This window comes from Enteractinococcus helveticum, assembly GCF_020742345.1.
GTDB lineage: Bacteria > Actinomycetota > Actinomycetes > Actinomycetales > Micrococcaceae > Yaniella > Yaniella helvetica_A.
The window spans coordinates 24,375-37,877 of record NZ_DYXC01000092.1 but is presented as its reverse complement, the minus strand read 5'-3'; the positions used below and the strand labels follow the sequence as shown (position 1 = coordinate 37,877).

Sequence of the window (13,503 nt, the reverse complement as noted above, 5' to 3'; positions counted from 1 at the left end):
CATTTGTCCCAGTAGTCATGTATATTCACTCATGTAACATTTTCATCACGTACACCTCGACGCTATTTTTGTCACACAGTGCACAAGAACTTCCCCTGGCTCGGGTGCCTGACGCAAAGAGGATACGTTATCCATGACTGACCGTACTTCCGGGGCTTCCCGGTTTTACAAATCGGCTGTTGCGACTTCGGCTCTGCCGTTACTTGCCTTAGGCTCCGCCACAGCGGCCACCGCGGCGGTAGCTGATGCACCCAGTACGGCGTTTAGTCCTAAACCTGCCACAGCTGCCAACCTCATAGCAGCACAGCAACAGCTGGAAGCAACCCTGATTCCTGCTGATCAGGTAGCGGTAGCCCTGCCAGCACGATTCACTCAGGACTATTTCCAAGCAGCCAAGGCCGCTCCGAAGACCTATAAGGTTGAATCGGGCGACACGCTGGGCCACATTGCGCTAAAGCATAAGGTCTCGCTGTCTAGTCTGTTGAAGTGGAATGACCTCAAAGCCTCATCAACTATTTATCCTGGTGATGAGCTCAACCTTGGTCCAGCAAGTTCCAACAGTTCGACGAGTACCAGTGCTCGTTCAACTTCATCTTCTTCATCTGATGCCACCTACAAGGTCAAAGCGGGCGATACTCTGTCGGCCATTGCCGCACGCAATGGGATTAGCTTGTCGACGTTACTGAAAGCCAATGGCTTGTCGATGTCTTCGGTTATATATCCGGGACAGTCGTTGAAACTCTCCGGCTCTGCGTCGTCATCGTCTTCATCAACATCCAAGACTTCCAAGTCGTCGTCTTCTTCAGGCGGCAGCACATATAAGGTACGATCCGGCGACACTCTCTCGGGCATCGCTGCTAAGAACGACGTCAGCCTGTCGACACTTTTGAATGCCAACGGCCTGTCCCGGTCTTCGATTATTTATCCTGGCCAGCAGCTCAAACTGTCGGGTAGTGCATCCAACTCGTCGTCCTCGACGAAATCCACTTCCTCCTCGAGGTCATCGTCGTCCTACACGGTGAAAGCCGGTGACACGCTGTCGAGTATTGCCGCTCGCAACGGTGTCAGCTTGTCCACGATCCTCAAAGCTAATGGGCTGTCCTTATCATCGACGATCTTCCCTGGTCAGAACATTAAACTCTCTGGTGGTGCCGCAAGTTCAAGTTCCTCGTCGGGCTCATCGTCTTCGAGCTCCAATAAAGTATCGAAACCATCTAGCGCGTCGACCTACACTGTCAAAGCCGGCGATACCCTGTCTGGCATCGCCGCTGGCAACGGTGTCAGTTTGTCTACAATTCTCAAGGCCAACGGTCTGAGCTCTAGCTCCATTATCTACCCGGGGCAAAAGCTCAAACTGTCAGGTTCGACTGCTTCCTCAAACAGTTCAGGTTCGTCGTCAAGCAGCTCGAGCGGTTCGTCGAAGACCTCTGGCTCCTACACTGTCAAATCAGGCGACACCCTGTCGGGCATCGCTTCGCGTAATGGGGTGAGTCTGTCGACATTGCTACAGGCCAATGGGTTGTCGGCCTCGTCGATCATTTACGCCGGCCAGACGCTCAAGCTGTCTGGTAATGGTGGTTCGAGTTCGATGACGACAGCGTCGTCGGGCAATAATGAACAGCTTATCGGCAATACGTTCTTGCACTATACTTATCCCGATCACGTCGTGGCCAATGCGAACGCAAATAAAAGTGCACTATTGGCGGCTCCAATGCCGTCAACCCAGCAGGTACGTCAGATGGTAAGCCAGACGGCAAGCCAGATGGGTGTGGATCCGAAATTGGCGTTGGCGCATGCCCAGGTCGAGTCTGGGTTCAACCCGACGGCGGTCTCCCCGGCCAATGCGATTGGTACCATGCAAGTCATCCCATCTTCTGGGGAGTGGGCATCTCAGCTCGTTGGCCGGAAGTTGAACCTGCTGGATCCCCAGGACAACATCACTGCAGGCGTAGCGATCATCCGTCATCTACAGCGCAATAACCCCGGTGACATTGGTATTGCGGGCTATTATCAAGGTGAAGGCGGGGTTCGGAAGTACGGAATGTATCCTGATACTAAGGATTACGTCAGCAAAGTCCGAAATGCGATGAGCAGATTCTAATGAAACTCCACTGATAGGAAACGGATACCCGGTCGGCATTGCTGGCCGGGTATTCTATGTGTTGTGAATACCCCAGCCGGACCCTCGCTCGTTGGCCTCACCGTCGATAACCGCTACAAAATTACACAGCGGTTAGCCCACGGTGGTATGGCCACGGTCTATCGTGCCATTGATACCCGCCTTGACCGCGAGGTCGCACTAAAAATCCTGCGACCAAACATGGCTGAAGATCCAACCGTTATTGAAAAGTTTGAAGCCGAAGCCAAGAACACCGCAAAAATTAATCACCCGCATGTGGTCAATGTATATGACCAGGGCGTGGGCACCGCGGGGAATGGCGACGTAGCGTTTCTGACAATGGAGTTTATTGAGGGTCATACGCTGCGCGAGGTCATGCGTGCCGCTGGGCAGATGACGGTTGAAGAAACTTGGAACATTGCCCTGCCCATTATTCGGGGAGTGGCCGCCGCCCATCAGGTAGGTCTGGTACACCGGGATATCAAACCCGAAAACGTCCTGGTGTCCAACGATGGTGATATTAAGGTCGCAGACTTCGGCCTGGCGCGAGCCGCCTCCAGCCACACGGGCACTGGTATGGCTCTGATGGGCACCGTGTCCTATATGTCGCCCGAACTGGTCACCGGGGAACAAGCTGATAAGCGATCAGATGTATATGCCCTGGGTATTATGATTTTCGAAATGCTCACCGGCCAGCGCCCCTTCAGTGGCGAGTCAGCGGTAGCCATCGCTGTCCAACACACCAATTCTCGTGTCCCGGCACCATCAACACTAGTCCCAGGTATCAGCGCCGCAGTCGACGACATTGTGTTGCATATGACCGAACCGTCTCCCGAGGACCGGCCCGCAGATGCCACCGAGGTGTTGATTTTGATTCAGCACCTATTAGAGAACCCTGAAGCAGCCGAACAATTGGCACACCACGAAAACGATCACGATGCGACCCAGGTATTCGACGATGTTGCCACCACGGCGTTTGGCACCGCAGAGCGCGCTGATGATAGTGCAGATAGTGCAGGGCCACACCAGCCGCCTCCTCCCCCACAGCCTAACGTGACAGTCCTGCCACCCTCAGTCACCGCAGAGGCCTCTCCCACTGGCCCGATGGATCACTACCAGCGACCATCGGTTGAGCAACAGGCAGTGACGAGTCCAAAGCTTCGCGACTTCGGAAACAAAAAACAACATGAACCTGTCCGGGCCTTCGCCCCGATACGTACCTCGCGGGCAGCAATTTATACGCTTCTGATCATTATGGCTGCGGCAGCCACAGTGCTATTTGGTAACTGGACGGGGTCTGCCATCATGCGACTGCTCTTTGGCTAAGACCGCCCCGAATCATCACACCCGGTGAATTTTTATCGAACACAGCAAGCCTTCAGGCCCCGGGAGGACACCTGGGGCTGAACGCCTTGCTACGATCGAAGTTCTCAGACTACTTTGCGCTGTCTTTGGCTAACGATTCGGCAACCAAGAACGCAAGTTCAAGTGACTGTTGATGGTTGAGGCGTGGGTCAACAAGTGTTTCGTAGCGTTCATCGAATGCTGATTCGTCAATCGCAACGGAGCCGCCCAGGCATTCGGCGACGTCGTCACCGGTGAGTTCAATGTGCAACCCGCCAGGGTGCGTGCCAGTGGCGTTAGCGACTTCAAAGAACCCACGAACTTCGTTCATGATGTCTTCCAGACGGCGGGTCTTGTATCCATTAGCAGCAGTAATGGTGTTACCGTGCATGGGGTCAGTAATCCACAATGGAGTGGCACCTTCGGCTTTGACACCCTTCATGATGGGCGGTAACTGCTCACGGATCGTGTTTGCGCCCATGCGCACGATGAAGGTCAAGCGGCCTGGTTCACGGTTCGGGTCCAGTTTATCGATGAGCTCCATGGCTTGATCTACCGTGGTGGTCGGGCCAAGCTTCACGCCGATCGGGTTGTGAATGCGCGACAGATAATCCACGTGTGCGCCGTCGATCTGGCGAGTACGCTCACCAATCCATACAAAGTGCGAAGACGTAATGTAGGGCAGACCGGTCCGGGAGTCGATACGGGTCAGGGCGCGTTCGTATTCAAGCAGCAGTGCTTCGTGTGCCGAGAAGAACTCCACAGTGCGCAGTGCATCGAAGTCAGCTCCGGCGGCCTCCATGAAGCGAACGGCGCGATCAATTTCGGCGGCAAGTTCATCAAACCGAGCGTAGGCCGGGTTCGACATGAAGCCTTTATTCCAGGAGTGCACCGTCCGTAAATCTGCAAAGCCACCAGTTGTGAATGCACGAATCAGGTTTAAGGTCGAAGCGGATGTATGGTAGGCCTGCACCATGCGACGTGGGTCGTGACGACGAGATTCTTCGGTGAAGTCGAAGCCGTTGACGATCTCGCCACGGAAGGATGGCAGCTCGACGCCGTCACGAACTTCCATATTCGATGAACGCGGCTTCGCAAACTGGCCTGCCATACGCCCCATCTTGACCACCGGCATCGATGCGCCGTAAGTCAAGACCGCAGCCATCTGCAAGATGGTACGGATTCGGGCAGAAATTTTATTTGCAGTTGCACCGGCAAAAGTTTCAGCGCAGTCCCCACCTTGAAGGACGAAAGCCTTTCCGGCAGCGGCAACGGCCAGACGCTCGCGCAGAACATCGACCTCTCCGGCAAACACCAGCGGTGGAACGTTCGAGAGTTCATTGAGGCTATCTTCTAGCACCTGCTGGTCATACCACTGCGGGGCCTGCTGCACGTCAAGATTCCGCCATTCATCTAAGCCCGGATAGTCAGCGGCACCCTGTGAATGGGTGGTACCAAACGGCTCTACAGCCAAATTCTTTTCCGCAGCGTCAAACATCATGCAGACAAGCATACGACCCGACGCCACACACCGGGTAGTTCATGACGCTATGAGCCCAATATAGTCCTGATTCCAGCTGAAATTTCACGCGGAAATGATCAGGTATTCATCTGTCAATGCGCCGGACTATGCTGGAGTTGATGAGCATGATGCAGTCCATTGAAATCCTTCAACCAGACCCCCAAGGTGTCCTCGCCAAAAACCAGACTCACTGGGGTATCGTTTTGCTGCATGGTTTTACCGCTGATCCGGGATCGGTGCTGCCCTGGGGACAGGCTTTAGCAACAGCGGGCGCGACCGTATACATCCCGACACTTCCCGGGCATGGCACCACAGTCAGCGATCTGGCCCAGACGCGGGCCGGACAGTGGCGTCAGCAAGTGCAGCAAACTGTGGATAACATGCTTATGCAAAACTATGATCACATTGCAGTGGCTGGTTTATCGCTGGGCGGCACCTTGGCACTCGATGCTGCAGCACACCGCATGGTCGATGCCACTTTCCTGGTCAACCCGGCTTTGACTTTCAAACCCGTAGATCAGCTCGGGGTGGCACTTTCACCCTTATTTCAACGCATCATTCCCACCGTGGGACCACTTGCTGGAGATATTCAAAAGGCTGGTGTTGTAGAAGAAGCCTATGACCGTACCCCGGTTCCGGCAGTGGTCGAGTTGGCTAAACTCTTTCGAACCGTCCGCAGGCAGCTGACTGATATTCAATCGCCGGTGACTTTGTATTGCTCGACTGAAGATCACATCGTGCCTCCAACTACTGCAAAACTGCTGCGTCGTCGCCTTGGCCCCAATCTTTTGCGAATAGTGCGCATGGACAACAGCTACCACGTGGCAACATTGGATAATGACGCACCACTAATCTTCCAGGACAGCGTCCATACCCTGCTGAAACTTTCTGGAGGTGGTCGTAGTGGAACAGCGTGACGAAGATAAAGCGTGGCAAGACCTCGTACGCCGGCTCGGTGGCAGCCCAGAGCAAGCTCAATCCGAACCAACAGTTGAGCCTCCCCCTGGACCAGCTCCATCTAGGCCCTCCTCAATGCCGGGTCCACGAGACTACACGGTGGCCGAAGAAATCCTCGAAGATTTTCAACCGCCTGAGCCGAAACCAATTGCAACCGGCAATCCACGAACGGTTTTATCCTGGATCGGCGTCATCGGCGCTATGACGATCTGGCTGCTGGCTGCACTGCTAGGGATACCGCTGGCCTGGTGGACATCTGCGGTTACGATCCTGGTGTTTCTTACCAGCGCACTGAGCCTCTTTTTCTTGCTCCCCCGCACGCGCGACCACCGCAACCCAGATGACGACGGCGATTACGGTAACGGCGCCCAACTATAAGCCCTCATGACACCCGTGTTCCTGTTCGGTGATGTCTCGTCATTTGGATTACCGACCAGTAGAATGTGATTCAAATCGCTCATCCTTGTCTACTGAGGAGCATCACTGTGAAAGAGATCATCATTCCCCCGGTTGCCGAAGCCCCGCATGATTCCAATGCCACCGATCTAGTTGAAAATCAATTCCATCAAGATCCGAATCACCCACTGTTTGCGCGCCAGCTACAACCCGGCCAGTGGACTGATGTCTCGGCTCGGGAATTTCGTGAAGATGTCAAGACCATCGCACGCGCATTAGCCTCGATCGGCATCGAGCCCGGCGACTCAGTAGCCATCATGAGTCCCACTCGATACGAATGGACACTCTTGGATCTGGCGATCATGTATGCAGGTGCCGTGACGGTCCCGATCTATGAAACTTCGTCCCCTTCACAGATCGCATGGATTCTTCAAGATGCACAAGTCAAAGCAGTCGTCGTGGAAAAATCCGACCATGCTCGTGCAGTTCAAACGGCAATACAGCGCGAGGGGCTTCCCGAACTCCTTGGGATGTGGATTATGGAAGACGGTCTGGACGACCTGCGAGCGCTAGCTGCCAATGGCCCTGATAGCGAAGAGATGGAACGCCGTCGATCGTTGGCGAATCTCGATGACGTGGCTACGATCGTGTATACCTCTGGCACTACCGGGCGTCCCAAAGGGTGCATGATCACTCACGGCAACCTGGTGAACTTATCACTGAATATTTTACACTCAGAAATGCAGGAGGTATTGACTCGGGATAGTTCCACGATCCTATTCATCCCTCTGGCGCATATTTTTGCGCGCTTTATTTCCTTCCAGACCTTGGCATCTGGCTCAAAAGTCGGTCATACGCCAGACGTCAAGCAGCTGGTTCCAGATCTGAAATCTTTCCAGCCTAATTTCCTGTTAGCCGTACCAAGAGTCTTTGAGAAAGTCTACAATTCGGCTTTGCTGAATGCGCAGGAGGGTGGCAAAGGAAAGATTTTCGAACGCGGTGCCGAAATCGCAGTCGACTATTCTAAGGCGAAAGAAGCTGGCAGTATCGGGATAGGATTGCGTCTGAAGCACTGGATCTTTGACAAGCTATTGTATTCCAAGATCCGTGCCGCCATGGGTGGCAATGTCAAAGACGCGATTTCAGGCGGCGGTCCGCTTGGCCAGTATTTGAGTCATTTCTTTCGCGGCGTCGGGGTCAACATTAAAGAAGGCTACGGTTTGACCGAAACGACCGCACCAGTCACAGTAAACCGGCCAGGCAAAACCCGGGTCGGAACCGTCGGGTTACCTGCCCCAGGATGTGGCATCCGGATCGCCGATGACGGTGAGATCCTGGCCAGCGGCGTGTGCGTATTCAAGGGATACCTCAACCTGCCTGACAAAACCGCAGAAGACCTCGTTGATGGTTGGCTCCACACCGGCGATATTGGTCATCTCGATGACGATGGGTATCTCACGATCACCGGGCGAAAGAAGGAAATCCTGGTCACTTCCAGTGGCAAGAATGTGGCTCCTGCCCAGTTGGAAGATCAGATCCGTTCCGATGGGCTGATCTCGCAAGTGATGGTAATTGGCGACAATCAAAAATTCGTCGCCGCACTGGTCACCTTAGATGAAGAGACCGCACCACCGTGGCTGAAGCAACGGGGTCTTGATCCCAACATGTCGATAGCTGACATGGCCTCCCATTCGATCGTCCGTGAGCATGTTCAAGGGCTCATCGACAGGGCCAACGAATCAGTCTCGCGGGCTGAATCCATCCGAGAATTCCGTATAGTTCATCAAGATTTCACGATTGAAGCCGGACAGATGACCCCGTCAATGAAGATCAAACGTGAAACGATTCTGCGCCATTTCCAAGATCTCGTGGACGACATCTACCAGACAGCAGCCAAATAACAACCGCGTTAGCCAAACACCGCGCTGGGTGGAACCTTTCGGTTTCTTCACCCAGCGCGGCGTTTCATAATTCAATGCTAGCTATACTCCGAGTTTGGAACATCCAAACCAAGTAGCGCATTTTCGACTACCTCTGCCATAGCCGGGTGGATCCAATACTGGCCGCGCGCTAATTCATGGGCAGTGATGCCAAAGGACATGGCAGTCACCAGCGGTTGAATCAAGTTGGTGGCTTCCTGACCCATAATATGTGCCCCCAAAATGTTTCCGGTGGCTCGTTCAGCAACGATTTTTACAAACCCGTCGATATCTTCCATCGCCCAGCCGTAGGCGGTATCACCGTAAGATTGCACTTTCATGGTGATCGCTTCGTCACCATACTGGCAACGTGCCTCATCTTCAGTCAGACCAGCGCTGGCGATCTGGGGTCGGGTGAAGACCCCAGCCGGAATAGTCGTGAGCGTATCGGGTTTCATATGATCAGGGTTTTCCATGTTGTGTGAGACGATTCGCTGCTCATGGTTCGCCACGTGCTTGAGCATCTGTGGATTCGCGATGTCGCCGATTGCCCAGACCCCATCGTGCGGTTTGCCATCTGCGAGAACGCGCAAATATTCATCACGCACAATGAACCCGTTCTCGACGTCAATACCAGCCGCACTCAGATTGAGACGGTCCGAATTTGGCTTGCGTCCCGTAGCCAGCAACACGACGTCGCCAATGAAGTAGTCTACGACCTCGTGGTGATCATGTCCGGTAGCGCTGAGATTGACCCGCAGTCTGCCGTCCTGGCGTTCAATCGAATGCAAGGTACGGTTGAGAGCGACTTGCCAAGCTTCCTTTGCCACCCGGGTGAACTCATCAGAAATGGTGTTGTCGTGGTTGGATAACAATTGCCCCGAGCGATTGATGTGAATGACCTCGGAACCCAACCCCGAAAATACGGCGGCGAATTCCGAACCAATGTATTTGCCACCAACGATAATAATGCGCTTTGGTAGTGCTTTGAGTCGCATCACCGTATCTGAGGTGTGTACGCCAGGAAGATTGAGTCCGGGCACGTCCGGCAGGCTCGGCCGAGAACCGGCAGCAACAACAATGTGATCGGCTTCCAAAACACGTCCGCTCGACGTGGTGAGTTGTTTGGGTCCGCTGAAGTGGACTTCTTCGGTAATCAGCGTTGTATGGTCCAGTTGGACGTCACGGTAGTGTTTACCGGCCTCAGAGATGGCATCGATGCGATTGAAAATTCTATCGCGTATCTCCGGCCAGTTCGTAGCATCGACACTCAGGTCGACACCGAGTCGTTCGGCGTCCCGAGCCGTCGCCGCCAGTTGAGCAGGGTATGCGAACATTTTGGTGGGGATACATCCGACGTTGAGGCAGGTACCGCCAAAGGTGCCAGAGTCAATGATCGCAACTTTTTTGTTGTCCCAATATGGGGTGATAATAGAATTACCGGATCCGGAACCAATGATGGCCAGATCGTATTGTTCGATGCTCATGCCATCAGTGTAGTGGTTCCGAATCCGGTATTGACGTCCTGGGTCATTCGAACGTCATGCTGGATCGAGGACCAAAATGAGGTCGTTTCCTTCCACAGGGGTTGGGTTCTTTAGGACCACACGAGACACAGTCCCGCTAATCGGCGCGGTAATACCGGCTTCCATTTTCATGGCCTCAATTGTGGCAATCGTGTCTCCCGCTTCCACGGTCGTGTTTTCTTCCACGACGACGGTAACCGTCCCAGAAAATGGTGCTGGTACGTGACCCGTATTCGAGGTATCAGCTTTCTCTGCCTCGTGCACATTGGATTTTACAGACCGGTCGCGGACTTCAACCTGGCGCTGCTGGCCGTTGAGGGTAACCATCACGGTACGCATGCCTTTATCGTCAGCTTCAGACACAGCTTGCAGGGTGGTCAATAGACGCACACCCTTACCCAGCGAGATCACATGCTCATGGCCTTCGACCATGCCATAGAGGAAGTCGCGGGTATGCAAGACCGAGGTATCGCCATAGAGTCGAACGTGCTCTTCATATTCACCGGTTGGTCCAGGGAAAAGCAGTCGGTTAAGGGTACGACGTCGGGTCTCGCCCGATTCTGCCAGTTCGGCTTCGTCCTCGGCAGCAAGCTCTTCGACCTCGATGCCGGTTGTGTTACGACCTTCCAGTGCTTTGGTTCGGAATGGTTCTGGCCAGCCGCCTGGAGGATCACCAAGCTGTCCAGACAAAAAGGCGATGACCGAGTCTGGAATGTCATAGTTGCCTGGGTTTTCTTCGAAGTCGACAGGGTCAGCGTTGGCAGATACCAAGGCTAGGGCCAGATCGCCCACAACCTTCGACGATGGAGTCACCTTGACGATGTCTCCAAGGATATTGTTGGCGGCAGCATACATGTTTTCGATCGATTCGAAGCGCTCCCCCAAGCCCAATGCGATAGCCTGCTGGCGCAGGTTGGATAGCTGACCACCTGGGATCTCGTGCGCGTAAATTCGACCAGTTGGTGCCGGCAGCCCCGATTCAAACGGTGCGTAGATTTCCCGTACGGCTTCCCAATAGGGTTCCAGCCCGGCAACATGTTCCAGGCACAGCCCGGTCTCGCGCTCGGTATTATCAGTTGCTGCAACTAGAGCAGACATCGAGACCTGTGAGGTTGTACCTGCCAATGCCGCAATTGCGGTATCCACGGCATCCACGCCTGCCTCAGAGGCTGCTAGCAGGGTCGCCAGTTGTCCACCTGAGGTGTCGTGGGTGTGCAAGTGCACCGGCAAATCGAAGTTCTCACGCAAGGCGGTAACGAGTTTACTTGCCGCTGCTGGGCGCAGCAGACCTGCCATGTCTTTGATCGCCAGGATGTGTGCCCCAGCCTTGACCATGTTTTCAGCAAGACCCAAGTAGTAGTCCAGCGTATAGAGCTTTTCGTTGGGGTCCAGGAGGTTGCCTGTGTAGCACATGGCTGCTTCGGCAACCGAGGAGGTGTTTTCGCGAACCGCTGTAATGGCTGGGATGATCTGGTTGACATCATTGAGCGCATCGAAAATACGGAAGATATCAACGCCTGTTAGTGCTGCTTCTTCAACAAATGCCTCGGTCACGCGCTGTGGGTACGGCGTGTATCCGACGGTGTTGCGACCACGCAGCAGCATCTGCAGTGGGATGTTTGGCATTTCTTCACGGAGACGCTCCAGACGATCCCATGGGTCTTCCGACAAGAAACGAAGTGCGACGTCGTAGGTGGCCCCGCCCCAGACTTCAGCCGACAAAAGCTGTGGCATCAGATGGGACACTGCGGGTGCGGCGGCAAGCATATCCCGAGTACGAATACGGGTTGCTAACAGTGACTGATGCGCATCTCGGAAGGTCGTGTCGGTGACTGCAAGACCTTCGTGATTACGCAGAGCTTGCGCAAACCCTTCGGGTCCCTTGTCGATGAGGATATCGCGCCATCCGCTTGGAGGTGTTTCCAACGACGGACCATCAAATGGACTGCGGTCTGGTTCGTCGGCCTTATCTCCCGGGAAGTGCGGCAACTTACGGCGTGGATCCATCCCCTCGATACGTGGACCATATGGCCGGTTGACCGTGACATCAGCAAGGTAAGCTAGCGCACGCGAACCACGGTCTTTGGAGCGGTTGATTTGCGTGAGGTAGGGGTTCTTATCGATAAAGTCCGTTGCGACGTCGCCATCAATAAATTGTTGGTTGTCGAAAACGTTCATCAAGAACGGAATATTGGTTGCGACCCCACGGACACGGAACTCGGCTAGTGCGCGACGTGCTCGCCGAATAGCCGTTTGGAAGTCTCGGCCTCGAGCCGACATTTTCACCAGCATCGAGTCAAAGTGCGGTGAAATTTCTGCACCTGTGTAGATCGTGCCACCATCGAGACGAATGCCTGAGCCACCAGCAGAACGGTAGGCGGTAATTTTGCCAGTATCTGGACGGAAATCATTGGCTGGATCTTCGGTAGTAATGCGGCACTGAATGGCAGCACCGCGGATCTGAAGGTCTTCCTGACGGATGCCAAGGTCGTCCAGGGAGGCTCCGGAAGCAATACGAAGCTGTGCTGCGACGAGATCCACATCGGTGATTTCTTCGGTGATGGTGTGTTCCACCTGGATGCGCGGGTTCATTTCAATAAAGACATGCTGCCCGGCGCGCTCGCCTTCGGTATCAACCAAGAATTCTACCGTGCCGGCGTTTTGATAGTCCATCGCCTTGGCGAATTTGACCGCATCATCATACAGTCGTTGGCGCAACTGATCGTCGATGTTTGGGGCAGGGGCAATTTCGATGACTTTCTGGTGGCGGCGTTGCATCGAGCAGTCGCGTTCAAAAAGGTGAACAACATTCCCATACTTGTCTGCAAGAACCTGCACTTCGATGTGGCGTGGACGTAACACTGCCTGTTCGAGGAAGGCTGTTGGGTCCCCAAAAGCGGTTTCTGCCTCGTGCATAGCACTCTTGAGGGCTTCAGGTAAGTCTTTAGCTCTCTCGACGCGACGCATTCCGCGACCGCCACCACCTGCAACGGCTTTGACGAACAAGGGGAAGCCGATGGAGTCTGCTTGTGATAAGAGTTCCTCAGCATCAGCGGACGGATCCGTAGATTTCAGGGTTGGCACGCCAGCTCGTTCAGCGGCGCGCAGTGACGCGACCTTGTTTCCAGTTTGTTCTAAGACCTCGGCAGGCGGGCCAACGAAGGTCAGATCGTTCTCTTTGGCTTTCCGTGCAAGCTCAGCATTCTCGGCTAGAAATCCGTAGCCGGGGTAAATAGCATCTGCACCAGATTCCAGCGCAACTTTGATAATGCTGTCGACGTCTAGATACGCCCGGACCGGGTGACCTTCTTCACCGATCTGATAGGCTTCATCTGCTTTTTGTCGGTGAATCGAGTTGCGATCTTCGTATGGAAAGACAGCGACTGTCTTGGCATTGAGCTCGTGACACGCGCGGAAAGCGCGAACAGCAATCTCGCCGCGGTTGGCGACCAATACTTTGTTAAACATTGGGACACCACCGCTCTTGTGGGCCGAGTGGTCTTGATTTTCAGCCAAGGTTCCTCCAGTGTGTGTTAGTGCTGTCACGAGTAATGACAGACTCTCAGGGACGTTCAAAGATACCGGTCCTGTATACATTGAACATAGGCGATACTACCCACGTTCTTGGTCATTGCAAACAATAAGTACCCAAAAGGGACAGTCCCAGAAGTTCTCGTCCGGCTTGTTAGAATATGGTATTGACCAAAACGTCTATTTAAT

At 54.3% G+C, this 13,503-nt stretch carries 8 protein-coding genes; 5 read left to right on the top strand and 3 right to left on the bottom strand.

Features of this window, described 5'->3' with window-relative positions:
* Positions 1-133: 133 nt before the first annotated feature.
* Positions 134-2,101 (top strand): lytic transglycosylase domain-containing protein, encoded by a 1,968-nt coding sequence (locus K8V32_RS08680; protein ID WP_303905896.1) that lies wholly within the window; start codon positions 134-136, stop codon positions 2,099-2,101.
* A gap of 63 nt (positions 2,102-2,164) precedes the next feature.
* Positions 2,165-3,445: a protein kinase domain-containing protein gene (locus K8V32_RS08675; protein WP_303905893.1), complete on the top strand. Its 1,281-nt coding sequence runs from the start codon at positions 2,165-2,167 to the stop codon at positions 3,443-3,445.
* A gap of 109 nt (positions 3,446-3,554) precedes the next feature.
* On the opposite strand, the gene K8V32_RS08670 is transcribed toward K8V32_RS08675, so the two are convergent.
* Positions 3,555-4,964, bottom strand: a complete 1,410-nt coding sequence (locus K8V32_RS08670; RefSeq protein WP_524536723.1) for a class II 3-deoxy-7-phosphoheptulonate synthase — start codon at positions 4,962-4,964, stop codon at positions 3,555-3,557.
* A gap of 146 nt (positions 4,965-5,110) precedes the next feature.
* Here K8V32_RS08670 and K8V32_RS08665 point away from each other — a divergent pair, with 146 nt between their 5' ends.
* The 3 genes from K8V32_RS08665 (at position 5,111) to K8V32_RS08655 (ending at position 8,239) form a co-directional block, all read left to right on the top strand.
* Positions 5,111-5,902, top strand: a complete 792-nt coding sequence (locus K8V32_RS08665) for an alpha/beta hydrolase (protein ID WP_303905890.1) — start codon at positions 5,111-5,113, stop codon at positions 5,900-5,902.
* Positions 5,889-6,320: a hypothetical protein gene (locus tag K8V32_RS08660; RefSeq protein ID WP_303905888.1), complete on the top strand. Its 432-nt coding sequence runs from the start codon at positions 5,889-5,891 to the stop codon at positions 6,318-6,320. Before K8V32_RS08665 ends, K8V32_RS08660 begins: the two co-directional genes overlap by 14 nt.
* 107 nt (positions 6,321-6,427) lie before the next feature.
* Complete coding sequence (locus K8V32_RS08655) at positions 6,428-8,239, top strand: AMP-dependent synthetase/ligase (protein WP_303905885.1); 1,812 nt, start codon at positions 6,428-6,430, stop codon at positions 8,237-8,239.
* Between the two features lie 77 nt (positions 8,240-8,316).
* On the opposite strand, the gene K8V32_RS08650 is transcribed toward K8V32_RS08655, so the two are convergent.
* Together K8V32_RS08650 and K8V32_RS08645 are read right to left on the bottom strand one after the other, a co-directional pair.
* The gene (locus K8V32_RS08650; RefSeq protein WP_303905882.1) at positions 8,317-9,744 is read right to left on the bottom strand and encodes a mycothione reductase; all 1,428 of its coding nucleotides are present in this window, start codon (positions 9,742-9,744) and stop codon (positions 8,317-8,319) included.
* Positions 9,745-9,798: 54 nt separating this feature from the next.
* Positions 9,799-13,251 (bottom strand): pyruvate carboxylase, encoded by a 3,453-nt coding sequence (locus K8V32_RS08645; RefSeq protein ID WP_303905938.1) that lies wholly within the window; start codon positions 13,249-13,251, stop codon positions 9,799-9,801.
* Positions 13,252-13,503 lie beyond the last annotated feature (252 nt).